Here is a 24,337-nt window from a genome sequence, read left to right on the forward strand (position 1 = left end):
CCGCGCGGCGGCTCAACCCAGGGCCGCGCGCAGGTAGTCGTCGACCGCGGCAAGCTGCATCGGCCGCGCAAACAGATAGCCCTGGAACTCGTTGCAGCCGCAAACCGCCAGCATGTCCCGTTCCGCCCCGGTTTCGACCCCCTCGGCCACGATGTGCAGGTTCAGGGACTTGCCGAGGAAGATGATGGCGTGCGGAATGGCCATCGCCTTGCCGCCCCGGTCGCAGCCGGAAACGAAGGAGCGGTCTATCTTCAGCGTGTCGATCGGCAGGCGTTGCAGATAGCTCAGCGACGAATAGCCGGTGCCGAAATCGTCGACCGCGATGCGCACGCCGAGGGCCTTGATCGACCTGAGCACGCGGATGGTGTGCTCGACGTCGCCCATGATCATGCTTTCGGTGATTTCCAGCTCCAGGCATTCCGGCGGCAGGCCGGAGACGGCCAGGGCATCGGCGACCATGGCCGGCAGGCCGGGCTCCTTCAATTGCCGCGCCGACAGGTTGACCGCGATGCCCAGGGCCTGGCCGTCGACCAGCGGCCAGCTCGCCGCGGTGCGGCAGGCGGCGTACAGCACCTGCTCGCCGATGGCCAGTATCTGCCCGGTTTCCTCGGCCAGCGGGATGAAGCGGTCCGGCGTCACCAGCCCCTGGCCGGCGCTGTTCCAGCGCACCAGCGCCTCGAAGCCGCGGACCCGCCCCGCCGTGTCGGTCTTCGGCTGATAGACCACGGTCAGCTCGTCGTGCTCGATGGCCCGCTGCAAGGCGCTTTCCAGGACGAAACGGTCCTGCGCCACCTGGTTCAGGTCGCGGGTGTAGAAGTGGTACTGCCCCTTGCCGGTCTTCTTGGCGTGGTACATCGCCACATCGGCGACCCGCAGCAGCCCGTCGAGGTCCGGCGCGTCGTCGGGGTAAACGCCGACCCCGATGCTGCAATTGACGCGCAGGGCATGGCCTTCCAGGGTCAGCGGTGCCTGGACGGAGGCCAGCAGGCGCTCCAGCAATTGCCGGGTATCGTCGCTCGAGGCCTGCTCGCCGATGATCAGCACGAACTCGTCGCCGCCGTAGCGGGCCACGGTATCGATGCCGCGCAACGACTGGCGCAGGCGGCCGGCGATCTCGATCAGCAGCTGGTCGCCGGCGGCGTGGCCGAGGCTGTCGTTGATCACCTTGAAATTGTCGAGGTCGACGAAAGCCAGCGCGACCTTGCTGCCCTGGCGCTGGGCCAGTTGCACCGCCTGCTCGAGGCGATCCTGCAGCAGGTTGCGGTTGGGCAGGCCGGTCAGCGGATCGTGCGTCGCCTGGTGCTGCAGCACCGACTGGTAGCGATGGCGCTCGGTGATGTCCTCGACCGTCCCCTCGTAGTACAGCAGCGTGCCGTCCGGCGCGCAGACGGCATGCGCGTTCTCGGAAATCCAGATGCGGCTGCCATCGCGGCAGACGACCTCGGATTCGAAATCGCCGACCCGGCCGTCGCGCTGGATGAGGCGCTTGAAATCCGCGCGCCGCCGCGGATCGACATAAAGGCCGGTGGCGATATCGGCGAGGCTGGAGATCAGGGATTCCGGTGTCGGGTAACGATAGAGCGTGGCCAGCGCCTGGTTGGCCGCCAGGTAGCGCCCGCTCTCGCTGCTCTGGAACATGCCGACCACCGAGTTCTCGAAAATGCTGCGATAGCGCAACTCGGTTTCCGCCAGCTGGATCTGCGCCTGAACGCGATCGGTAATGTCCTCGAGATAGCCGTCGATCACCTGGCGGCCGGCCTCGTCGCGCAAGCCCATGCCGCGCTCCAGCACCCACTTTTCCTCGCCGTCCCGGCACATGATGCGGTACTCGATGCGATAGCGCACGCCGGTGTCGAGTGCCGCCAGGATGGTGCCGCGCACGGCGGCGCGATCCTCGGGGTGGGTCAGCGACTCCAGCGACAGGCGGGGATTGCCGACCATCTCCCGGGGGGCATGGCCGGTCAGTTCGCGACAGCCCGGACTGACCGACAGCAGGGTCCAGTCGTCGTCGACCAGGCAGCGAAAGAACATGCCGTCGAGGTTCGCGAACAGGGTGTTCATGGCGGCCACGCCCCGCACCCCGGCGGCTGCGGCGCCCTGTTCCGCGCCCAAGCCCACCCGCCCGGCCAGGGGCGACAGCAAACCGAGCCTAGGCACGCTGTACTGGAAGGACATGCCCATCCCCGGCCTTCCCGCTTCCGGCGGCCGCCAACTCGCTGCCGCTCTCGTTGATCCAGGCGAACACGCTGTCGATCGCCGCCGTCGCGATATCGAAATACTCCTGCGCCGCCACGCTGATGCCGGAACTGAGCAGCATCCGGGTGCGGATCACGCGAGCCATTTCCTGCACCGCCAGCGCCGCCTTGTCGGCCTTCGCCCCCTGCCCGCCCACCTCGTTGGCCTGGTTGAGCAGGGCCTCGGCCCGCGCCACCAGGAACATCAGGCGCACCCGCGCCACGGCGGAACAACCGCGCTTTGCCGCGACGCTGGTTCCCAGGGCCCGGGCCTGGCCCAGGCACTCGGTCAGGGCCGGCAGGCGGCTGGCGTAATTGCGCACCAGACCGCGGGCACAGCGCTCGACCAGCAGCACCTCGACCCGCGATTCGCCCAGCGCGGCAAGCCATTGCAAGAGCTGATCGACGAGAAAGCTATGCTGGGCGATGCTTTGCTCGACCGACAGGCCGCCCAGCTTCTCCCGCAGTTCCCCCCAGTGGAACTGGAACAGCGACAGATCGTTCTGGGTCAGGCAGGGATGCGCCCGTCCCCCTTCCTCCCGCGCCACCTCCCGCAGGGACGGAATCAGCGCTTCGATCTCGCGCGCCTTGCCGTCGAGGCGCGTCCGGAAAGCCCGGTCGCCGGACAACAGGGCCGAACTCATGCCGCGATGCTGCTGGAAATGACCGACCAGCGCCAGCAGGGAACGGCAGGCCGCCAGCGTACCGGCCAGCGACTTGCCGGCCAGCTCCCGGCGGCGACGACGATAGCGCGTCGCGCCCGCGGCAATGATGATGCCGGCCAGCGCCAGCATCGCGTAAATGACCCAATTCATGTCGACCTCATTCGTATTGGTATTTTTTCAATGCCCCGGTCAGCTGCACCGACAAGTCGCTGAGATAGCGGGACAGTTCGCTGTTCTCGCGCACCAGGTGCTCGTTGGCGTCGGCCAGCTGGGCGACCTGCTCGATGTCGCGGGCGATGTTCAGGCCGGCCGCGCTCTGTTCCTGGCTGGCCGCCGCGATGTCGCGGATCAGCGCCAGGGTCTGCCCGGCGTTGGCCTCGACCCGGCGCAGGTCGGCCACCGCCTCGCCGGCGTCGCTCAGGCTCCTGGCGGCCTGGCCGGTGGTCGCCGCCATGGCGGCGATCATGCCGCCGACGTCGTGGCGGACGCCTTCGATGCGCTCGCCGATATCGCGGGTCGCGTTGCTGGTCCGCTCGGCCAGCTTGCGCACTTCGTCGGCGACCACGGCGAAGCCCCGCCCCTGCTCGCCGGCGCGGGCCGCCTCGATGGCGGCATTGAGCGCCAGCAGGTTGGTCTGCGCGGCAATCTCGGCGATCAGCTCGACGATGACGTCGATCTCCTGCGAGCGCTGGCCCAGGCGGCTGGCGCTTTCGGAGGTTTCCCGCACCGTCGCGACCAGGCTTTCCAGGCTGCGCGCCAGGCCGTTGACCCGCTCGGCGCCGGCCATCGCCATCTGCCCCGAGGCCTCGGCCACCGAGGCCGCGCCCTGGGCGCTTTCGCTGGTCATGCCCAGGCTGACGGTGAGCTGCTCCAGGGTTGCCGAGGACGACAGCGTGATGTCGCGCTGGCGGCGCACGCCGTCGTCGCCGCCCCGGGCGTTGACGTTGCTTTCGCCGGCGACGCTGGAAATCTCCTGCGACATCCGGGCAAAGGTCAGGAACAGGCCGGACAGCGAGCGGGCCATGCCGTTCAGGCGCTCGGCCAGCGGCGCCAGGGCGTGGCAAGCCCGGGGATCGAGACGGCTGACCAGGCGACCGCCCGCCAGGTCGAGCGCGAAGCGGTCGATCACGGCCAGCGCCGCCTCCAGCCCGCGCTGCATGCCGACGAAGATGGCCAGCGCCAGGCCGAGCAAGGCCAGGCCAGCCGCCGCCCAAAGTTCGCCCGGCCCGCTCGTCGCGGCGACGGCCAGTGCCGCGCCACCGCCCGCCGCGCACAGGCAGCCGGCAAACAAACGGCGGCGCAAGGCATTCATGCAGGCGCTCAAAGCCGGAACCGATTCAGCCTTTGTCATATCGTGTGGACACAAAGTAATGAAATTGCCAATCACTAAGCAACTCCCTTGCCACAACGCCAATAAAAATAATTATCGCAACAAAATCAGATAATTAAACAATGCACATCGGGCGATGGCGGTCAAAACACCCCGGCCGCCGCCGCCCGCGCCGCGATGCGGATTGCTGCACCGCACCAAACAAGTGCCGGCATCGCCCCGGGCATGACGCGCCGGCGCACCCGAAAAGTGCATCCGGATGCCGCCTTGCCCACCGGCTATAATTGCGGTTTTGCCACGCAACGAGAAGAACGTCATGGAAGCAGAACAGCTCAACAGCATCTCCAACAAGCTCGACGATCTGGCGCAGCGCGCCGCCGAGCTTCGGAGGTATCTTTGACTACGATCACAAGCGCGAACGCCTGACCCTCCTGAACAAGGAGATGGAAGATCCCAAGATCTGGGACGATCCGAAATACGCCCAGGAGCTGGGCAAGGAAAAGAAATCGCTGGAAGACATCGTGCTCGTCCTCGAAGCCGTCGATAGCGGCGTCGCCGACGGCCGCGAGCTGTTCGCCATGGGCAAGGAAGACAACGACGACGACACCCTGCTCGCCGTCGAGGCCGACAACGCCGAGCTGGAAACCAAGCTCGCCGCCCTCGAATTCCGCCGCATGTTCAACAACCCGTCCGACCCGATGCCCTGCTTCCTGGAAATCCAGGCCGGCGCCGGCGGCACGGAAGCCCAGGACTGGGCATCGATGCTGCTGCGCATGTACCTGAAGTACGGCGAAAAGAAGGGCTTCAGCGTCGAGGTCATGGAAGAATCGGAAGGCGACGTGGCCGGCATCAAGAGCGCCACCATCAAGTTCTCCGGCGACTACGCCTACGGCACGCTGCGCACCGAGACCGGCATCCACCGCCTGGTCCGCAAGTCGCCGTTCGACTCCAACGCCCGCCGCCACACCAGCTTCACCTCGGTATTCGTGTTCCCGGAAGTCGATGAATCGATCGAGATCGCCATCAACCCGGCCGACGTGCGCACCGACACCTACCGCGCTTCCGGCGCCGGCGGCCAGCACATCAACAAGACCGACTCCGCCGTCCGTCTGACCCACGTGCCGACCGGCATCGTCGTGCAGTGCCAGAACGACCGTTCGCAGCACCGCAACCGCGACGAAGCCTGGCAGATGCTGCGCGCCCGCCTCTACGAGTTCGAACTGCGCAAGCAGCAGGCCGAGCAGCAAAAGCTGGAAGACGCCAAGTCCGACATCGGCTGGGGCCACCAGATCCGCTCCTACGTGCTCGACCAGTCGCGCATCAAGGACCTGCGCACCAACCACGAAACCGGCAACACCCAGGCAGTACTCGACGGCGACCTCGATCCCTTCATCGAGGCCAGCCTGAAACAGGGCGTCTGAGGCCGGGGGTGAGTCAGCCGTGACTCGCCTCTTCGCCTGGCTGGCCGGCGCGCTGCTCCTGCTCGTGCTGGCCGCCGGCGGCCTGTTTCTGGCCGCGCTGGAAGACAAGCCGCTGGTCGAGCGCAGCGAGAACATCTCTCCGGCCGCCATCGATCAGGCACGCTGGCTGTTCCACACCAACGATCCCCGTCGTCTGCAGCATGGCGAGGCCCGCCGCACCGCCATACCCGCCACGCTGCTCGACGAAGGCATCAATACCCTGGCCAGCCGGACCCTGAAGGCGCGCGGCACCTTCGTCCTGACCGGGCAAGCCGCCGAGATCCGGCTCACCCGCCGCATCCCGATCCCCGGCACGCCCTTTCTCAACCTGAAAGCCAGCATTCGCGAAGGCCGCGGCGAGCCGAAGATATCCGCCGCGGCGATCGGGCCGATCCCGATTCCCCCCGCCGTTCTCGAAACCTTCCTCAACATCGCCGCCAGTGCCGGGGGTTACGGCCAGGAATGGCAACTGGCCCGCCGGGCGATCCATGAGCTGGCCTTCGATCCGGCGCGCCGCCTGGTCATCGTCGGTTATGTCTGGGAACCCTCCCTGCTCGACCGGGCGCGCGCCATCGCCTTCTCGCCCGACGAACTGGTGCGCATTCGCTCCGCCCACGAATCGCTGGCCGGGCTGCTCGACCACCATGCGCCGGGACGGCGCATACCGCTCGCCGGCATCCTGCGGGCCATGCTCGACGTCGACGGCAGCGACCAGCGGGAAAACCGGCGGGCCGCGGTGCTGGTTCTCGGCGTCTATCTGGCCGAGAAGAACATCGCCTCGCTGATCCCGGAAGCCCGCACCTGGCCGCAGTTGCGGCCGGTAGCCATGATGCTCGCCGGGCGCAACGACAGCGCCCAGCATTTCGCCGTTTCCGCCATGCTGGCCGCCTGGGCCGGCGAGCCCGTCGCCGATGCCATCGGCCTCTACAAGGAACTGGCCGATGCCGGCCACGGCAGCGGCTTTTCCTTTGCCGACCTGGCCGCCGACCGGGCCGGAACCCGTTTCGGGGAGCTTCTCAACCGCGGCGACCGGCGGCTGGACGGCTTGCTGAAGAACGACCTCCACGACCGCGACCTGGTACCGCCGCTTGGCGACCTGCCGGAATCCATCAACGCCGTCGATTTCCAGCGCCACTTCGGGAGCACGTCGAGCCCCGCCTATCGCCACCTGACCGCCGAGATCGAGCGCCGCCTCGACGGCATGCCCCTCTACCGGCCGCAGCAACCATGACCGACAACCTGTTCGCCGAGCTTCCCGCCTCGCCCCGGCCGGACGAGCTGTTCCAGGAACTGCTCAAGCGCCCGGGGCTGCGCATCGAACGCATCGTGTCCACCGGCCAGGCCAGCCCGCCGGGATTCTGGTACGACCAGCCGGAGGGGGAATGGGTGCTGCTCGTGCAGGGCGAGGCGAGCATCCGCTTCGCCGACATGCCGGAAGCGCTTGCCCTGAAGCCCGGCGATTTCCTGGAGATCGCCCCGCATCGACGGCACCGGGTGGAATGGACCCACCCGCAGCTGACGACGGTCTGGCTCGCCATCCACTACGCGCCCTGACTCGCGCACACCCGCAGGTCCCGCATCAGGCGCTCGTCACGACCGCCCCGCCGGGGTTTCAGGTCTCGGAGAGGAAGCTTCTTGACGACGGATTGCCGCTGGCCACCCGGCCGATCCGCAGCCATCGCAGGATCACCGAATACAGCAACTGAGCCTGAATCGGCTTCGGGATGAAATCGCTCATGCCGGCGTCGAAACAGCGCTGCCGGTCGCCGGCGAAGGCATTGGCGGTGACCGCGATCACCGGAAGCCCGGCCCGCTCCGGCATGGTCCGTATCAGGCGGGTGGCCTGCATGCCATCCATGTACGGCATCTGGACATCCATCAGGACGGCCGCGTAGTCGCGCTCGCGAACGGCGCGCACGGCCTCCAGGCCGTTCTCCGCCACATCGATCTGCAGGCCGGTGCCCGACAGGATCGCCAGGGCCACCTCCCGATTGACCAGGTCGTCATCGACCAGCAGCAGGCGCTTGCCGGCAAAGTGCCGGGCGATATCGTCGAGCGGCGAGTCGACCGGTACCAGGGGCGCGGCGAACGGCGCACTCGCCCTCGCCAGCTTGACCACGAACCAGAAGGTGCTGCCTGCTCCGGGAGTGCTGCTCACGCCCACCTCGCCCCCCATCAAGCCGACCAGCTCGCGCGTGATGGCCAAGCCGAGCCCGGTGCCGCCGTAGCGCCGGGTGCTCGAGCCGTCGGCCTGACAGAAGGAGTCGAAGATGCTGTTGAGGTATTCCGGGGCGATCCCTATCCCGGTGTCGCGGACTTCGAAACGCAGCGTGCAGCGCGATGCCGAGTCTTCGACGAGCAGGGCGCTCAGCGTGACGCCGCCGCGCTCGGTGAACTTCACGGCGTTCGAGGCGTAATTGAGCAAGGCCTGGCTCAGGCGAACCGGATCGCCGAGCAAATCGGGCGGCAAGGCTGCGGACTCGACCCGGAAGGTGAGGCCCTTGCCGGCGGCGCGCGGCTCGACTGCCGCTGCGACCCCGGCCAGAATGCCGTCGATGGAGACGGGCACCGATTCCAGCTCCAGCTTGCCGGATTCGAGCTTGGAAAAATCCAGGATTTCGTCGATCAGGCCGGCCAGCCGGTGTCCCGCCACATCGATATGCTCGACCTGTTCGCGGGCATCGCCGGTCAGCCCCCGCTGCTTGAGCAGGAAGGACATCCCGACGATCGCGTTGAGCGGGGTCAGGATTTCATGGCTGACATTGGACAGGAACTCGGATTTCATCCGCCCAAGCCGGGCGGCCGAATCCCTGGCCACCGCCAGCTGATCGGCCAGCGCCTGCTCGTCGCTGACATCCCGCGTCAGCAGCGCAAAGCGGCGTCCGCCATCGGCCGGCTCGATTTCGAGAGACGACAGCTGCAGCGGGAAAAGATGCCCGTCCACCTGCCGCCCGGTGAAACGCAGACGCTGGATGTCCTGCTCGCCGATCAGCCAGCACAGCGACTCCATGCATTTGCCGCCATCCTGCTCGTTGACGAGGAAGCCGGCGAAATTGCGGCTCCCCGGCTCGCCCGCGATGCCGAACATGCTTTTGGCGTTGTGGTCCATGGACAGCACGAAGCCTTCCTCATCGACCACCGTCACGCCGAGCTCGGTTGCCTGCATCAGCTTGTGGCTGCGCTCCTCGGCGCGCTCCCGGGCGACGAGGTTGCGTATCCGGGCGCGCAGCTCCACCGGGAAAACCGGCTTCGCCACGTAGTCGTCGATACCCAGGTGAAACAGTTCGACGCGCCGTTGCGGGGTATCGAAAGCGGTCAGCGCGACAATCGGAATCTCGCCCCTGGGCGCGGCCTGCCGCCTGATCCGGTTGATCAGCCGCGATCCCGTCATGTGGCCGCCAAGCACGATATCGGTCACCACCAGATCGTGGTCGCCCCCCAGGAAAGCGGGCCAGGCTTCGTCGGCGGAAGCGAAGGCATCGACCTCCGCGCCCCACTCGCGCAACTGCGCCGCCAGCGCCAGGCGCTGCTCCGGCGCATCCTCGACATAAAGAATCCGGCAGCGCAAGGGCTGCTGCGCATCGAGAAAATGGCGCGCAAAGGCCACCAGTTCCTCCAGGTCCTGCTTGCGGAAAATCTCCGTAATGCCCGCGCGCTCGGCATCAATGGCCATTTCGGCGCTCGGGCTGCCGGTCAGCAGCACGATAGGCGCGATCGGCACCAGGCCATCGCAGCGCAACTGCCGGCCCAGCGACAAGCCGTCGCAGTCGCTCAGCTGGCCGGAGATCACCACGAAATCGACCGTTTGTGCTGCCGCCTCGGCAAGCGCTTCCATCCGCGTAGCCGACAGGACGAAGTCGACGCCACGGAAGCGGTTGAAGCTCTGCTGAAGGATCTCCCGATACAGCGGGGAGCTCTCGACGATGAGGACTCGCACAAAACACCTATTCTGCCAATAACGACAAGAATAATACCACTCGCCACAATTAATTACAGTGTTTCATGCTACCCGAATTCCAGCCTTTCAAACGACCGTATCGAAAACAAGTTGCCTCCCCGGGACCGCGACAGCGCCGTCGCCGCCAGGCATGCCAAAAAGCGCGGCATCCCGCGCCGCCGGCCTTGTCGTGAGGGGGGCAAATCGGCGAAAATTCAGGGTTTTAGCGGTAGCCCGCAGCGAACCCAATTTTCAAGGATTCCCCATGTCCCAGAACGACAACGCCGAACAGCCCGTCCAGCAGGACGAGAACCACATCATCGCCGAGCGCCGTGCCAAGCTCGCCGAGTGGCGCAAGACGGGCCAGGCCTTCCCGAACGACTTCCAGCGCGAGAACACCGCCGCCAAGTTGCACGAGGGCTACGGCGAGAAATCCGCCGAGGAACTGGAAGGCCTGCCGGTCGAGGTCAAGGTCGCCGGCCGCATGATGCTCAAGCGCGTCATGGGCAAGGCCTCCTTCGCCACGCTGCAGGACGTCTCCGGCCGCATCCAGGTCTACATCGCCCGCGACAAGGTCGGCGAGGACGTCTACGCCGCCTTCAAGGGCTGGGACCTCGGCGACATCCTCGGCGTCGTCGGTACGCTGATGAAGACCCGCACCGGCGAACTGACCATCCAGGCCACCGAAATCCGCCTGCTGACCAAGTCGATCCGCCCGCTGCCCGACAAGTTCCACGGCCTGTCCGACCAGGAGCTGAAGTACCGCCAGCGCTACGTCGACCTGATCATGAACGAGGAAACGCGCTTCACCTTCCGCGCCCGTTCGGCCATCGTCCAGTCGATCCGCAACTACATGACCGGCCACGGCTTCATGGAAGTCGAGACGCCGATGATGCACCCGATCCCCGGCGGCGCCTCGGCCAAGCCCTTCGTCACGCACCACAACGCGCTCGACATGCAGCAGTTCCTGCGCATCGCCCCCGAGCTCTACCTCAAGCGCCTGGTCGTCGGCGGCTTCGAGAAGGTCTTCGAAATCAACCGCAACTTCCGCAACGAAGGCCTGTCGCCGCGCCACAACCCCGAATTCACGATGATGGAGTTCTACGAGGCCTACGCGAACTACCACACGCTGATGGACTTCACCGAAGGCCTGCTCCGCCACGCCGCCCGCGAGGCGCTGGGCAAGGAAGTCTTCATCTACCAGGGCCGCGAACTCGATCTGTCCAAGCCTTTCCATCGCCTGACCATCAACCAGGCCATCCAGCGCCAGCACCCGGAATTCTCCGATGCCGAGCTGGCCGACGCCGAGTTCCTCAAGGCCAAGATCAAGCACTTCGGCGAGCCGGTCAAGCCGGGCGGCCTGGGCAGCCTGCAACTGCAGCTGTTCGAAGCCTGCGCCGAGGCCCAGTGCTGGGAGCCGACCTTCATCATCGACTACCCGGTCGAAGTGTCGCCGCTGGCCCGCGCTTCCGACAGCAACCCGGAAATCACCGAGCGCTTCGAGCTGTTCATCGTCGGCCGCGAGATCGCCAACGGCTTCTCCGAGCTCAACGATGCCGAAGACCAGGCCGCCCGCTTCCAGGAGCAGGCCAAGGCCAAGGATGCCGGCGACGAGGAGGCGATGTACTACGACGCCGACTTCATCCGCGCGCTGGAATACGGGCTGCCGCCGACCGGCGGCTGCGGCATCGGTATCGATCGTCTGATCATGTTGCTGACCGATTCCCCCGCTATCCGCGATGTGATTCTGTTCCCCTCGATGCGCCCCGAGTAATGAATGGCCGGCTGCGCTTGGCGATACGGCGTTGCGCGGCACCTTGCATAGCCTCTACGGGCCACCCCGTAGCGCTGCTATGCGGCGGCCCCGCGCGCCTTGTCTCGCCGGCGCTCGCTCGGCCATTGGGTTTCGGTAATTGATTGGCTTTCGGTAATTTCAATGCAGGTTCGCCAAGTGCAAATCGCCCACGACGCCTTGCAGGACCGCCTGGTCCTGCGCGTTGCGACGCAGGCTGACGAGGAGTTCCGGGTCTGGCTGACCCGGCGCTTCCTGCGCGAACTGTGGCCGCATCTGGCCAGGTTGCTGACCCAGGCGAGCAGTAGCGCCCCGCTGGCCAGCGTCGAATCCGTCCCGGCACCACCCAGCTTCGAGGCGGCTTTCGAGGACGACAAGGCGACCTATCCGCTTGGCTCGAATCCCTTGCTGACCAGCGAAATCAAGGTCGACGCCCAGGCCGACGGCAGTTTTCACCTGACTTTCCGCGAAGGCCGCGAGCGCAGTTTCGATCTCGGCCTGACGCCCGACCTGCTGCAAGCCCTGTGCGCCATGCTCAGGGCGGCTGCCGAGCAGGCCCAATGGGGCCTCGACCTGGCCTATGCCGCGCCCGCCCCGACCCACGCCGCCGCGGGCAAGGTCGCCTCCCACCTCCATTAAGTGGACAAGCTGCAGCCCGCCCGTCTCGCATTCACTCCGGACGGCATCCCCTTTTCCGCTGACTGCGGCGCCCCCCGGGACGCGGCTCATGGCGGCCCGGCGCTGGCCCGCCACGTGTTCATGGACGGCAACGACCTGCCCCGGCGCTGGCAAAACCGGGACCGTTTCGTCGTTCTCGAAACCGGCTTCGGTCTCGGGCTCAACTTCCTGAGCACCTGGCAAGCCTGGCGCGACGACCCGCTGCGTTGCCGGCACCTGCATGTCGTCGCCATCGAAAAACATCCCTTCACCGCCGCCGACCTCGCCACCGCCCATGCCGCCTGGCCCGAACTCGCCGCGCCGGCCGGCGCACTGCGGGAACGCTGGCCGCCGCTCACCCCCGGCATCCACCGCCTGCACCTCGACGCCGGCCAGGTCACCCTGACCCTGGTGTTCGGCGATGTCGCCACACAGTTGCGCGCCATCGACGCGGCAGCCGACGCTTTCTACCTCGACTGCCTCCCGCCGGCCCGCGAGCCGGAACCGGGGATGCCGGCGCTGTGCCAGGCCCTCGCCCGCCTGGCCGCACCCGGCGCCACGCTGGCCTGCGGCGACACCAGCGACCCGCTGCGCGCGGCGCTGAGCGCCGCCGAATTCGATACCGAGGCACGCCCGGGCAGCGCCGGCCAGGAGCCGACGCTGAGCGGCCGCTTCCGTTCGCGCCGCCCGAACCGCCACGCGCCACCGGCCGAACGCCACGCCATCGTCGTTGGCGCCGGTATCGCCGGCAGTACCGCGGCCCATGCCCTGGCCAGCGCCGGCTGGCAGGTCACGGTCCTGGAGCAGGCCGATGGCCCGGCCACCGGCGCCTCCGCCAACCTGGCCGGCGTACTGCGCCCGCTCCCTTCCGCCGACGACAATCGCCTGTCGCGCCTGACCAGGGCCGGCTACCTGGCGACCCGCAGCCTGCTGGGGCAGCTTCCGGCAGTACGCTGGGATGCCTGCGGCGTCCTGCATCTCGGCCGCGAACCGATCCACGAGGCGCAGCAGCGGCGCGCCGTCGAGCAGCTCGGCTGGCCGCCCGAGGTGCTGCAGTTTATCGACCGCGACGCGGCGAGCCGCCGCCTCGGCTGGCCGGTCGACACCGGCGGCTGGTGGTTCCCGAACGGCGGCTGGGTGCGCCCTTCCAGCCTTTGCCAGGCGGCGCTGGCCGCCTTTCCGGAACGCATTGCAGCACGCTACGGCAGCGCCGTCGACCGGCTGAACCGGACAGCCGACGGCTGGCAGGCCCTGGCGGCCGACGGCACGGCCATCGCCGAGGCGCCGGTGCTGATCATGGCCAGCGGCCATGCCGCACCGCGTTTCGCCCAGTTCGCCTGGCTGCCGCAGCGCGCCGCGCGCGGGCAGGTCAGCCACCTGCCGGCCGGCGCCACCCCTGACTTGCCGCACGTCGTCTGCAAGCTCGGCTACGCCACGCCGGCCATCGACGGCCTGCGCCTGATCGGCGCCACCTTGCAGTCCGGCGATCCCGACACCGCCCTGCGCGACATCGACCACCAGGAAAACCTGGCCCGGCTCAACCTCAGCCTGCCCGGCTTCGCGCAGGACGTGGATCCATCCGCCCTGAGCGGCCGCGTCGGCTTCCGTCCGATGTCGCCGGACCGCCTGCCCATCGTCGGCCAGCTGCCCGATCCGGCGGCGGCAGGCGCGAACGCCCGCCTGCACAGCCTGCCCCGCCAGCCGGGCCTGTGGTGCGTCCAGGGCTACGGCGCGCGCGGCATCGTCTGGTCGGTGCTGATGGCCGACCTGCTTGTCTCCCGCCTCGAAGGCGAACCGCTGCCGCTCGAAAACGACCTTGTGGACGCTGTCGATCCCGGCCGCTTCCTCCTGGCGCCCCGGCGCCGCACCACGCCCTCCGGCAACGATTCGTAATCACTTGTAAGGCTTTGTTTCCGGCGTCGTCGCCCGCGTCCGGGCTGCGTTATTCGGCTCATGTCCCACGCGGAGAACAACCGATGAAACGCACCGCCCACACCACCCACCCGATGATCATCGTTGCGGCAACCGCCGCGACCATCGCCAGCCTGGCCGCCACCGCCCATTTCGCCGGGCTGCTGCCCAAGACGGCAGCCGAGCCGGTGACGCCAGCGGCGCTGCTTGCCGCGCCGGCCCAGGCCACGGCAACGGTCCAGCCGGCGGCCCCCGAAACGAAGCCGGCGCCGCGCCCGCGTCCCGCCGCCACGCCCAAGCCGCGCCCGAGAAACGAGGACGAGGCGCCCGCCGCGATGACCGGCGCCCCCTCCCGGAACAACGGCGACTGGCGCCACGTCAGCGAGCGGAGCGCGACGCCCTACCCCGTCGCCAACGATGTCGGCATCGACGTCATACCGGCGCGCCCCGCCGCCCCGGCATGCAACGATTGCGGCATCGTCGAATCGGTGCGCGAAGTCAGCACGCCGGCGGAAGGCAGCGGCCTCGGCGCCATCGCCGGCGGCGTCGTCGGCGGCCTGCTCGGCAAACAGGTCGGCAAGGGCAACGGCAGCAACGTCGCCGCCATCGTCGGCGCGCTGGGCGGCGCCTACGCCGGCAACCAGGCGGAAAGGCAATACCGCGCCGAGAAGCGTTACGAGATCACGGTGCGCCTGGATGATGGAACGACCCGGACCTACACCCAGGATACGGCGCCGCGCTGGCGGAGCGGCGAACGCATCCGCCTGAGCAACGGAAACCTGCTGCCGGTCTGATCCGCCCCCCTTCCTCTCTCGAACACAAGGGCCACCGCCCACAAGGCGGTGGCCCTGATACACTTTGCATTTTTCACTCCACCAAATAATAGAGAGAGACGCACGCATGAAGATCGAAACCATTGCCGTCCACGGCGGCTACTCGCCGGACCCGACCACCAAGGCGGTCGCCGTCCCGATCTACCAGACCACCTCCTACGCCTTCGACAGCACCCAGCATGGCGCCGACCTGTTCGACCTCAAGGTCGCCGGCAACATCTACACGCGCATCATGAACCCGACGCAGGACGTGCTGGAAAAGCGCGTCGCCGAGATGGAAGGCGGCATCGCCGCGCTGTGCATGGCCTCCGGCATGGCCGCCATCACCGCCGCGATCCAGACCATCGCCGAGGCCGGCGACAACATCGTCACCTCCAGCACCCTGTACGGCGGCACCTACAACCTGTTCGCCCACACCCTGCCGCAATACGGCATCGAGGTCCGCTTCGCCGACTACCGCGATCCGGCCGCCTTCGAGAAGCTGATCGACGGCAAGACCAAGGCTGTCTTCTGCGAATCGATCGGCAACCCGCTGGGCAACATCACCGACTTCGAAAAACTGGCTGAAATCGCCCACAAGCACGGCGTCCCGGTCATCGTCGACAACACCGTGCCCTCGCCCTACCTGTGCCGTCCCTTCGAGCACGGCGCCGACATCGTCGTCCATGCCCTGACCAAGTACCTCGGCGGCCATGGCAACTCCATCGGCGGCATCATCGTCGATAGCGGCAAGTTCCCGTGGGCCGAGCACAAGGCCAAGTTCAAGCGCCTCAACGAGCCGGACGTCTCCTACCACGGCGTGGTCTATACCGAAGCCCTCGGCGCCGCCGCCTACATCGGCCGCGCCCGCGTCGTGCCGCTACGCAACATGGGCGCCGCGATCAGCCCGTTCAATGCCTTCCTGATCCTCCAGGGCGTCGAAACCCTGGCCCTGCGCATGGACCGCATCTGCGACAACGCCCTGAAGATCGCCCAGTTCCTGCAGAAGCACCCGAAGTGCAGCTGGGTCAACTACGCCGGCCTGCCCGAGCACAAGGATCACGCGCTGGTCCAGAAGTACATGGGCGGCCGTGCCTCCGGCATCCTCAACTTCGGCGTCAAGGGCGGCCGCGACGGCGGCGGCAAGTTCCAGGATGCCCTGCAGCTGGTCACCCGCCTGGTGAATATCGGCGACTGCAAGACCCTGGCCTGCCACCCGGCGTCGACCACGCACCGCCAGCTGTCGCCGGAAGAACTGACCAAGGCCGGTGTCTCGGAAGACATGATCCGCCTGTCGGTCGGCATCGAGCACATCGACGACCTGATCGCCGACCTCGACCAGGCGCTCAACGCCGCCTGATCGCCGACGCGTCGACTGGCCGAAATGCCGATCACCGAGGTGATCGGCATTTTTCATCGTGCCGGCACCACCACTACGATGCTCGACATGACAGACACGCGACGACCTTCATCTTCTCCCCCGCCGTCCTCCGCCCCGTGGGTCATCCGCCTCATGACACCGGCCGACCTGCCGGCGGTGCTGGCCATCCAGCAAAGCTGCTATCCGCCGTCAATGAACGAAACCGAGGCGACGATACGCGATCGCCTGGCATGCGCGCCGGGGTTTGCCTGGATTGCACTATTGAATGAAAACCCCGCGGCCTACCTGATGACCTATCCGTCGAAAACGGGCAAGGTCACGCCGCTGGGCGGCGCCTTCGACATCCCGCAGGCGCCGGACTGCCTGTATGTCCACGATCTGGCGGTATCCCCGACAGCCGGCGGAAACGGGCTGGGCGCCGCGCTGGTGCGCCATGCCCTGGGGTCGTCCCGGTGGCCGGCGGCGGCGCTGGTCTGCGTCCAGGATGCCCGTCAATTCTGGCTGCAGCAGGGATTCGCCGATCTCGCCCCACTCGACACGGAACAGGCGGCGCACCTGGCCACCTATCCCGGCACCGCCCGCTACATGCTCAGGCGTCCGGGCTGAAGCTCACTCGCCGACCACGTCGGCACCCGCCGGCGGCGTGAATCTGAAGGTCGACGCCGGCAGCGCAGGATTCTTCTCGACCCGCGAGAAGCGAATCAGGGTCGTCTGGCCAAAGCTGTCGAGCAATTCCATGGCCTTGAGCTCGCTACCGGAAAACCCGAGGCGTACGCGTTCGAAACCGCTGTCGTTCGCCTTGGGAATGGCTTCGACCCAGGCCATGCCGTCGGATTCGCCGGCTTCCTTGAGGGTGAAATTCCTTTCCAGCTCGTTGCTGCCCGCCAGCAGGGCGGCCGGCGAACCGCCGATCGCCTGCCCGGCCTTGCGCACCGTCACCTGCTGCAATTCCGGGTCGTGAATCCAGATCTTCTCGCCATCGCCGACGACCAGTTGCGGATAGGGTTTCTGGATTTCCCAACGCAGCTTGCCCGGCCGTGAAATGGCGACGATCCCCGAGGACTGCTGCGGCTTGCGGCCGCTCTTGGCGATCACCGCCTGGGCGAACTCGGCCTTCAGGGTTTTCGTGTTCCTGAGAAAGTCGTGCAGCTGATCGACCGCGCCGGCCGCAGCCAGTCCGGGGGCAAGGGCGATGATGGCGGCCGACAGGATTCTTTGGAAATTGTTCATGGGCGTAGCTTAGCGCGCCGTTGTCCGGCGCGCTGTTTCAGGGTGTAACGGTTTGCCGGCCGCCTCTATTCGGCCGGCTTCTTCATCAGCACTTCGCGGCCGCCGCGACCGTCCATGGCGGAAACCAGGCCGGCCTTCTCCATCGCCTCGATGAGGCGTGCCGAACGGTTGTAGCCGATGCGCAGGTGGCGCTGGACGAGCGAGATCGAGGCACGCTGGTTCTTGAGCACGATATCGACGGCCTGGTCGTAGAGCGGATCGCTTTCGGCATCCCCGCCTTCGCCGGCCTCGCCGCCGCCATCCTCGTCGTCGCCGGCGCTGCCGGAAAGAATGTCCTCAACGTACTCCGGCGCGCCGCTGGCCTTGAGGTGCTCGACGACGCGATGCACTTCGTCGTCAGACACAAAGGCGCCATGCACCCGCGTCGGATAACCGGTGCCCGGGGCGAGATAAAGCATGTCACCCATGCCGAGCAGCGCTTCGGCGCCCATCTGGTCGAGGATGGTGCGCGAGTCGATCTTGCTGGAAACCTGGAAGGACAGGCGGGTCGGGATGTTGGCCTTGATCAGGCCGGTAATCACATCGACCGACGGACGCTGCGTGGCGAGAACGAGGTGGATGCCTGCGGCGCGGGCTTTCTGCGCGAGGCGGGCGATCTGTTCCTCGACCTTCTTGCCGACCACCATCATCAGGTCGGCCAGTTCGTCGATGATGACCACGATGTAAGGCATGGTCTTCAGCGGCTCCGGCGTTTCCGGCGTCAGGGTCAGCGGGTTGGGAATGTTCTCCCCCTTCTTCTCGGCGTCCTTGATCTTGGTGTTGAGGCCGGCAATGTTGCGTACGCCCATGGCCGACATCAGCTTGTAGCGCTTCTCCATCTCGGTCACGCACCAGTGCAGCGCGTTGGCCGCCTGCTTCATGTCGGTGACGACCGGCGCCAGCAGGTGCGGGATGCCTTCGTAGATGGAGAGTTCCAGCATCTTCGGGTCAACCATGATCAGGCGTACCTGGTCCGGCTCGGACTTGTAGAGCATGGAGAGGATCATCGCATTGACGCCGACCGACTTGCCGGAACCGGTCGTCCCCGCCACCAGCAGGTGCGGCGTCTTGGCCAGGTCGGCAACCACCGGCAGGCCGCCGATGTCCTTGCCGAGGCAGACGGTCAGCGGGCTGTGCATGTCGTTGTACGGTTTGCTGGAGATGATCTCCGACAGCTTGACGGTCTGCCGCTTGGGGTTCGGCAGTTCGAGCGCCATGCACGACTTGCCGGGCACCGTCTCGACGACGCGGATCGACACCATGGCCAGCGCCCGCGCCAGGTCGCGCGCCAGGTTGACGATCTGGGCGCCCTTGACGCCGACCGCCGGCTCGATTTCGTAGCGGGTGATGACCGGGCCGGGCATGGCCGCCAGCACCTTGACCTGGACGCCGAAGTCGGCCAGCTTGCGCTCGATCAGACGCGAGGTGTATTCGAGGGTTTCCGGGCTGACCGTCTCGGTGGCCGGCGGTGCCGGATCGAGCAGGTGCAGCGGCGGCAGCTGGCCGCCGACGATGGCCTCGGGGAAGAGCATGGCCTGCTTTTCGCGCTCGACGCGGGCCTCGGCCTTCTTCGACACCGGGACGGCCGGCGGGGCGGGCGTTTCGATGATGATCGGCTCATGCAGCTCGACGCGGCGTTTTTCTTCCTCGACCACCACTTCGCGCTGCTGCGCGACCTCCTTGCCGATCTGGCGGTCGCGCCAGGCATCGACCCGCCCGTAGAAGAAGCCGACGCAGGCTTCCAGCAGCAAGCCGAGCTTCTCGAAGGCCCACAGCCAGGACATGCCGGAAAAAATGCTCCAGCCGACGGCCATCGTCGCCAGCAGGAACAGCGTCGAGCCGGTGTAGCCCAGCTGGGTGGACAGCATCCGCCCCAGCTCGAGACCGAGCATGCCGCCCGGCGCCAGCGGCAACTGGGCCTGCAGCGAGTAGAAGCGCAGGGCCTCCAGCGAGGAGCTGCCCAACAGGAGAAAGACGAAGCCGCCGAGTGCGATGAACAGGGGATGCTGCCGGTGCGCCTCGGGTGCGTTGAATTTGCGCACGCCCCACCACACGAACATGCCGAGCAGAACGATCCACCACCAGGCGGACAGCCCGAACAGGTAGAGCATCAGGTCGGCGATCCACGCACCGGCGCGGCCGGTGGGATTGTGCAGGGTCGCCGATACCACGGAGTGCGACCAGCCCGGATCATTCTTGTTGAAGCCCCACAGGGCCATGGTCAGGAACAAGGCAACGGCGCCAACGCCCAACCAGCGCGACTCCTGCAGCAGATTGCCGATTTTTTCCGGGAGCGGGCTCGGTGCCGAGGCCGCCCTCGCCATTCGCGCCATGCTCAAGCCCCCGGGATGACCAGCACGTCATCCTCATAGCGGATATAACCGCTCAATTCCAGATCGCGCATGACCTTGCTGACCATTTCACGCGAAGCACCAATCATTTTCGCCATATCCTGTTTCGATATCTTCTTCTTGACCACGCGCCGCCCCTCGGCCACCTCCGACATATCGAGCAGCAAGCGGGCAACACGGCCGTAAACGTCCAGCAAGGCCAGGCTTTCGATCTTGCGGTCCGCCTCGCGCAGGCGCAGCACCAGCGTCTTCATCAGCTTCTGGGCGACCTGGAAATTGTCCTGCAGGCAGCGCTGGAAGGCCTCCTTGCTCAGGAACAGCAACTCGCAGGGTTCCGCGGCGACCACGTTGGCCGAACGCGGACTGCCGTCGATCAGGCCCATCTCGCCGAAAAACTCGCCCGGACCGAGCCAGGCAAGAATGATCTCGCGCCCCTCCTCGTCGGTATTGGTCACCTTGGCCCGCCCGGCCAGCAACACGTACAGCGAATCCGTACTTTCACCGGCCCGGACAACGAATGCGCCGCGCTCGGCGCGCTTCCGGCCGGAAACCTTGGAGAGCTTCTCCAGCTCCCCGTCGTCCAGACCCGAAAACAGGGCGACGTTACGCAACACAACCAGGCTAAAACCGACAGGAGTAGTTGCCATAATTCAGTTTCCGTTCATAGAGTTACGAGACGATTATAAACCTGATTCCCAAATTACATAGGAACTTCGGGAAAATTGGAAGCTCAGACAACGCTATAATTTTCGGATCAGCCACCCAAGAGGATCATCATGTCCCAGAACGCCCGCCATACCCCGCTCATCATCCTCGGTTCCGGCCCGGCCGGCTACACCGCCGCCGTCTATGCCGCCCGCGCCAACCTCAAGCCGGTGCTGATCACCGGCATGGCCCAGGGCGGCCAGCTGATGACGACCACCGACGTCGATAACTGGCCGGCGGCCGCCGACGGTATCCAGGGCCCGGAACTGATGGCCAACTTCGAAGCCCATGCCCGCCGCTTCGATACCGAGATGATCTTCGACCACATCCACACCGCCAAGCTGACCGAAAAACCGTTCACGCTGACCGGCGATGCCGGCACCTACACCTGCGACGCGCTGATCATCGCCACCGGCGCCTCGGCCATGTATCTAGGCCTGCCTTCCGAAGAAAAGTTCCAGGGCAAGGGCGTTTCGGCCTGCGCCACCTGCGACGGCTTCTTCTACCGCAACAAGCCGGTCGCCGTCGTCGGCGGCGGCGATACGGCCGTCGAGGAAGCGCTCTACCTGGCCAACATCGCCAGCCACGTCACGGTGATCCACCGCCGCGACAAGTTCCGCGCCGAAAAGATCATGCAGGACAAGCTGTTCGAGAAGGAAAAGGCCGGCAAGGTCACCATCCTGTGGAACACCACGCTCGACGAAGTGCTCGGCGACGACTCCGGCGTCACCGGCCTGTCGGTCAAGAACGCGCAAAGCGGCGCCACGCAGAAGCTCGACGTGCATGGCGTCTTCATCGCCATCGGCCACAAGCCGAACACCGACATGTTCGCCGGCCAGCTCGAGATGGACGGCGGCTACCTGATCACCGAGGCCGGCCTCAAGGGCAACGCCACGCAGACCAGCATCCCGGGCGTTTTCGCGGCCGGCGACGTGGCCGACCAGATCTACAAGCAGGCCTGCATCTCGGCCGGCACCGGCTGCATGGCCGCGCTCGACGCCGAGCGTTACCTGGACAACCTCGGCCACGCCTGATCGGGCTTGAGCGACGCCGACGACCTTGCCGCCTTCCGGGCGGCGGTGGCCGATGTAGAGCCGCTGCCGCCGGATGACCGCGTCCAGCTCGCCAGGCCGCGCCCGGCCACCGTCAGGCCGCCCCGGCCGGCCGAACCATCGCCCAAGGCGGCGGCGCGCGACCAGCAGCACGCCGCCTTGCCGGCCCATTGGAGCGCCACCGGCGCTGCCCGCCCCCTGCCCGCCGACCCCGACCAACGCGCTTTCCACGTCGCCATGGCGGGCGTGCAGCCCATTCCGTCACCGAATCGCGTCCATCTCGGCGGACCGCTCCCGCCGCCGCGGGCGCAACAATCCATCACCGACGAACGCGCCGCCCTGCATGAAAGCCTGCACGGCCAAATCGGCCTGCAGGATCGACTGGAAGGCGGCGATGAAGCGAACCACCTGCGCCACGGCCTGTCGGTCGGCGTGCTCCGCGACCTGCGGCGCGGTCGCTGGGTCGTCCAGGCCGAACTCGACCTGCACGGCATGAATCGCGACGAAGCCCGGCACCAGTTGGCCACCTTCCTGGCCGAATGCCTGCACCACGGCCAGCGCTGCGTGCGGGTCATCCACGGCAAGGGGCACGGCTCGCCGCAAAAGCTGTCCATCCTGCGCCAGCTGGTCCGCGGCTGGCTGGCCCAGCGCCAGGAAATCCTCGCTTATTGCCAGGCGCGGCCGCACGACGGCGGCGAAGGCGCGCTGATCGTCCTGCTGCGCGCCGCCAAAAAATAAAAAGGGCGACTTGCGTCGCCCTCTGCACGGCCTGATTGCAGGCTGTTGCCAGCCCGCGCGGATCAGATGGCCGATTCGTTCGTTTCGCCGGTGCGGATACGCACGACCTGCTCGACCGGCATCACGAAGATCTTGCCGTCGCCGATCTTGCCGGTGCGCGCCGCCTTGATGATGGCTTCGATGGCGGAATCGACGTGGTCGGAAGTGACGACGATCTCGATCTTGATCTTGGGCAGGAAATCGACGACGTACTCGGCACCGCGATACAGCTCGGTATGCCCCTTCTGCCGGCCGAAACCCTTGACCTCGGTCACGGTCAGGCCACTGATGCCGATTTCCGACAAGGCCTCGCGCACTTCGTCGAGCTTGAACGGCTTGATGACGGCTTCGATCTTCTTCATGGATTGATCCCTCTCTCTTCTCAAAATTCGTCGATATAGCGATTGGTAATAGGATACCGCCAATCCTTGCCAAAGCCACGCGGCGTGATGCGGATGCCGACCGGCGCCTGGCGGCGCTTGTATTCGGCGATGCGCAGCAGGCGCACGACACGGCGCACGTCGGCTTCCGGCAGTCCGGCGGCGATGATCTCGCGGGGACTGCGGTCCTCTTCCATGTAGGCGCGGACAATGGCGTCCAGCACCTCGTATTCGGGCAGCGAGTCCTGGTCCTTCTGGTCCGGCTTCAGTTCGGCGGACGGCGGGCGGACGATGATGTTTTCCGGAATCACCGGGTCGCCCTGGCAGAGCGTGTTGCGGTAGCGCGACAGGCGATAGACCAGGGTCTTGTAGACATCCTTGATGACCGCGAAACCGCCGGCCATGTCGCCGTACAGCGTGCAGTAGCCGACCGCCATCTCCGACTTGTTGCCGGTGGTCAGCACCAGCTTGCCGGTCTTGTTGGACAGCGCCATCAGGATGTTGCCGCGGATGCGGGCCTGGATGTTCTCTTCCGTCGTGTCGGCCGGCAGGCCTGCGAACAGCGGGTCGAGCATGGCCGCATAGGTTTCCATGGCCGGCGCGATGGCGATTTCGTCGTAGGAACAGCCGAGCTGGCGGATCATCTCGCGCGAGTCGTCGAGGCTCATCTGCGCCGTGTAGGGCGACGGCATCATGACGGCATGCACCTTGTCGGCTCCCAGCGCATCGACCGCGACGCACAGGGTCAGGGCCGAGTCGATGCCGCCGGAGAGGCCGATGATGGCGCCCTTGAAGCCGGTCTTGCCGATGTAGTCGCGCACGCCCAGCACCAGCGCATTGTAGGCCTCGGCCTCGAGCGGCAGTTCGGCGCACAGGTCGTCCGACTTCAGGCGACCGGCGGCGAAATCGGCGATGCCGAGCGCTTCCTCGAACTGCGGCAGGCGCATGCAGACGGTCTTGTCGGGATTCAAGGCGAAGGAATCGCCGTCGAAAACCAGTTCGTCCTGGCCGCCGACGAGATTGCAGTAGACGGCCGGGATACCGGTGGCCTCGACCCGGTCGGCCAGCACCTGGACCCGCTCGCGAGTCTTGTCGAGGTGGCAGGGCGAGGCATTGAGGACGAGCAGCAGTTCGGCGCCGGCCTGGCGGGCAAGCTCGGCGGCCCCCTCTTCCCAGATGTCGGCACAGATATTGATGCCGCAGCGCACGCCGTTCAGCGTGACGACGCAGGCTTCGGTGCCTTGCTCGAAATAACGCTTCTCGTCGAAGACTTCGTAGTTCGGCAGGCGCATCTTGCGATAGGTCGCGGCGCGCTGGCCGTTTTGGATGACGGTGGCCGCGTTGTGGCAGGTCCCGTCGCGTTCTTCCGGATGCCCGACGATGACGGCGATGCCGTCGACGCGGGAAGCCAGGTCGTCGAGAGCCCGGTTGCAGGCCCGGTAGAAATCCGGGCGCAGCAACAGGTCTTCCGGCGGATAGCCGCACAACGCCAGCTCCGGCGTCAGCAGCACATGGGCGCCACGGGCCTTGGCCTCGGCGGCGCACTGGATGATGCGTTCGACGTTGCCCGTCAGGTCACCGACGGTGGCGTTGAACTGGGCAACGGCGATGCGCAGCATGGACG

General features: G+C 66.8%; 21 protein-coding genes. 11 read left to right on the forward strand and 10 right to left on the reverse strand.

Annotated features, from left to right (window positions below; translation table 11 throughout):
- Nucleotides 1–12: 12 nt before the first annotated feature.
- The 4 genes from Q0P59_RS01020 to Q0P59_RS01035 form a co-directional block, all read right to left on the reverse strand.
- Nucleotides 13–2,175, reverse strand: a complete 2,163-nt coding sequence (locus Q0P59_RS01020) for a bifunctional diguanylate cyclase/phosphodiesterase (RefSeq protein ID WP_295002553.1) — start codon at nucleotides 2,173–2,175, stop codon at nucleotides 13–15.
- Entirely contained in the window at nucleotides 2,150–3,049 is a 900-nt protein-coding gene (locus Q0P59_RS01025) for a nitrate- and nitrite sensing domain-containing protein (protein WP_295002555.1), read from the reverse strand. Before Q0P59_RS01025 ends, Q0P59_RS01020 begins: the two co-directional genes overlap by 26 nt.
- 7 nt (nucleotides 3,050–3,056) lie before the next feature.
- Nucleotides 3,057–4,211, reverse strand: coding sequence for a methyl-accepting chemotaxis protein (locus Q0P59_RS01030; protein ID WP_295002557.1), 1,155 nt, complete (start codon nucleotides 4,209–4,211; stop codon nucleotides 3,057–3,059).
- Between the two features lie 111 nt (nucleotides 4,212–4,322).
- On the reverse strand, nucleotides 4,323–4,565 hold the full coding sequence (locus Q0P59_RS01035; protein WP_295002652.1) for a hypothetical protein: 243 nt from the start codon (nucleotides 4,563–4,565) through the stop codon (nucleotides 4,323–4,325).
- On the opposite strand from Q0P59_RS01035, the gene prfB reads away from it, so the two are divergent.
- The 3 genes from prfB (at nucleotide 4,546) to Q0P59_RS01050 (ending at nucleotide 7,243) form a co-directional block, all read left to right on the forward strand.
- Nucleotides 4,546–5,650 (forward strand): peptide chain release factor 2 gene (gene prfB / locus Q0P59_RS01040; RefSeq protein ID WP_295002559.1). Its coding sequence is split into 2 segments (ribosomal slippage): nucleotides 4,546–4,626 and nucleotides 4,628–5,650, totalling 1,104 coding nucleotides; the frame shifts between segments, so codons are not numbered across the junction. The genes Q0P59_RS01035 and prfB overlap by 20 nt on opposite strands.
- Nucleotides 5,651–5,669: 19 nt before the next feature.
- A complete protein-coding gene (locus Q0P59_RS01045) occupies nucleotides 5,670–6,920 on the forward strand; it encodes a hypothetical protein (protein WP_295002561.1) in 1,251 nt (416 codons plus the stop codon).
- Nucleotides 6,917–7,243 (forward strand): cupin, encoded by a 327-nt coding sequence (locus Q0P59_RS01050; protein ID WP_295002563.1) that lies wholly within the window; start codon nucleotides 6,917–6,919, stop codon nucleotides 7,241–7,243. The genes Q0P59_RS01045 and Q0P59_RS01050 overlap by 4 nt, the downstream gene beginning before the upstream one ends.
- A 58-nt stretch (nucleotides 7,244–7,301) precedes the next feature.
- Here the strand turns inward: Q0P59_RS01050 and Q0P59_RS01055 are convergent, their stop codons facing one another.
- Nucleotides 7,302–9,626: a response regulator gene (locus Q0P59_RS01055; protein ID WP_295002565.1), complete on the reverse strand. Its 2,325-nt coding sequence runs from the start codon at nucleotides 9,624–9,626 to the stop codon at nucleotides 7,302–7,304.
- A 265-nt stretch (nucleotides 9,627–9,891) separates the two neighbouring features.
- On the opposite strand from Q0P59_RS01055, the gene lysS reads away from it, so the two are divergent.
- The 6 genes from lysS (at nucleotide 9,892) to Q0P59_RS01085 (ending at nucleotide 16,785) form a co-directional block, all read left to right on the forward strand.
- Complete coding sequence (gene lysS, locus Q0P59_RS01060) at nucleotides 9,892–11,400, forward strand: lysine--tRNA ligase (protein WP_295002567.1); 1,509 nt, start codon at nucleotides 9,892–9,894, stop codon at nucleotides 11,398–11,400.
- A gap of 162 nt (nucleotides 11,401–11,562) precedes the next feature.
- Nucleotides 11,563–12,057 (forward strand): hypothetical protein, encoded by a 495-nt coding sequence (locus Q0P59_RS01065; RefSeq protein ID WP_295002570.1) that lies wholly within the window; start codon nucleotides 11,563–11,565, stop codon nucleotides 12,055–12,057.
- On the forward strand, nucleotides 12,058–13,968 hold the full coding sequence (gene mnmC, locus Q0P59_RS01070; protein ID WP_295002572.1) for a bifunctional tRNA (5-methylaminomethyl-2-thiouridine)(34)-methyltransferase MnmD/FAD-dependent 5-carboxymethylaminomethyl-2-thiouridine(34) oxidoreductase MnmC: 1,911 nt from the start codon (nucleotides 12,058–12,060) through the stop codon (nucleotides 13,966–13,968).
- An 83-nt stretch (nucleotides 13,969–14,051) separates the two neighbouring features.
- Nucleotides 14,052–14,780 carry a glycine zipper 2TM domain-containing protein gene (locus Q0P59_RS01075; RefSeq protein ID WP_295002575.1) on the forward strand — a complete coding sequence of 243 codons (729 nt, stop codon included), beginning with the start codon at nucleotides 14,052–14,054 and terminating at the stop codon, nucleotides 14,778–14,780.
- Nucleotides 14,781–14,886: 106 nt separating this feature from the next.
- Nucleotides 14,887–16,158: an aminotransferase class I/II-fold pyridoxal phosphate-dependent enzyme gene (locus tag Q0P59_RS01080; protein WP_295002577.1), complete on the forward strand. Its 1,272-nt coding sequence runs from the start codon at nucleotides 14,887–14,889 to the stop codon at nucleotides 16,156–16,158.
- 153 nt (nucleotides 16,159–16,311) lie between these two features.
- Nucleotides 16,312–16,785 (forward strand): GNAT family N-acetyltransferase, encoded by a 474-nt coding sequence (locus tag Q0P59_RS01085; RefSeq protein WP_295002579.1) that lies wholly within the window; start codon nucleotides 16,312–16,314, stop codon nucleotides 16,783–16,785.
- Between the two features lie 3 nt (nucleotides 16,786–16,788).
- Here the strand turns inward: Q0P59_RS01085 and lolA are convergent, their stop codons facing one another.
- The 3 genes from lolA to Q0P59_RS01100 all read right to left on the reverse strand — a co-directional run bounded on the left by lolA (nucleotide 16,789) and on the right by Q0P59_RS01100 (nucleotide 20,446).
- Nucleotides 16,789–17,409 (reverse strand): outer membrane lipoprotein chaperone LolA, encoded by a 621-nt coding sequence (lolA, locus tag Q0P59_RS01090; protein ID WP_295002581.1) that lies wholly within the window; start codon nucleotides 17,407–17,409, stop codon nucleotides 16,789–16,791.
- A 65-nt stretch (nucleotides 17,410–17,474) separates the two neighbouring features.
- Nucleotides 17,475–19,772 carry a DNA translocase FtsK gene (locus Q0P59_RS01095; protein ID WP_295002646.1) on the reverse strand — a complete coding sequence of 766 codons (2,298 nt, stop codon included), beginning with the start codon at nucleotides 19,770–19,772 and terminating at the stop codon, nucleotides 17,475–17,477.
- A gap of 11 nt (nucleotides 19,773–19,783) precedes the next feature.
- Nucleotides 19,784–20,446 carry a Crp/Fnr family transcriptional regulator gene (locus Q0P59_RS01100; protein ID WP_295002583.1) on the reverse strand — a complete coding sequence of 221 codons (663 nt, stop codon included), beginning with the start codon at nucleotides 20,444–20,446 and terminating at the stop codon, nucleotides 19,784–19,786.
- Nucleotides 20,447–20,575: 129 nt separating this feature from the next.
- On the opposite strand from Q0P59_RS01100, the gene trxB reads away from it, so the two are divergent.
- Together trxB and Q0P59_RS01110 are read left to right on the forward strand one after the other, a co-directional pair.
- Nucleotides 20,576–21,538, forward strand: a complete 963-nt coding sequence (gene trxB, locus Q0P59_RS01105; RefSeq protein WP_295002585.1) for a thioredoxin-disulfide reductase — start codon at nucleotides 20,576–20,578, stop codon at nucleotides 21,536–21,538.
- A 6-nt stretch (nucleotides 21,539–21,544) separates the two neighbouring features.
- Complete coding sequence (locus Q0P59_RS01110) at nucleotides 21,545–22,294, forward strand: Smr/MutS family protein (protein ID WP_295002587.1); 750 nt, start codon at nucleotides 21,545–21,547, stop codon at nucleotides 22,292–22,294.
- Between the two features lie 62 nt (nucleotides 22,295–22,356).
- On the opposite strand, the gene Q0P59_RS01115 is transcribed toward Q0P59_RS01110, so the two are convergent.
- Nucleotides 22,357–22,695: a P-II family nitrogen regulator gene (locus tag Q0P59_RS01115; protein ID WP_295002590.1), complete on the reverse strand. Its 339-nt coding sequence runs from the start codon at nucleotides 22,693–22,695 to the stop codon at nucleotides 22,357–22,359.
- Between the two features lie 20 nt (nucleotides 22,696–22,715).
- Entirely contained in the window at nucleotides 22,716–24,332 is a 1,617-nt protein-coding gene (locus Q0P59_RS01120) for an NAD+ synthase (protein ID WP_295002592.1), read from the reverse strand.
- Between the last annotated feature and the right edge of the window lie 5 nt (nucleotides 24,333–24,337).

Source organism: uncultured Dechloromonas sp., assembly GCF_945957265.1.
In the GTDB taxonomy this organism is placed as follows: Bacteria; Pseudomonadota; Gammaproteobacteria; order Burkholderiales; family Rhodocyclaceae; genus Azonexus.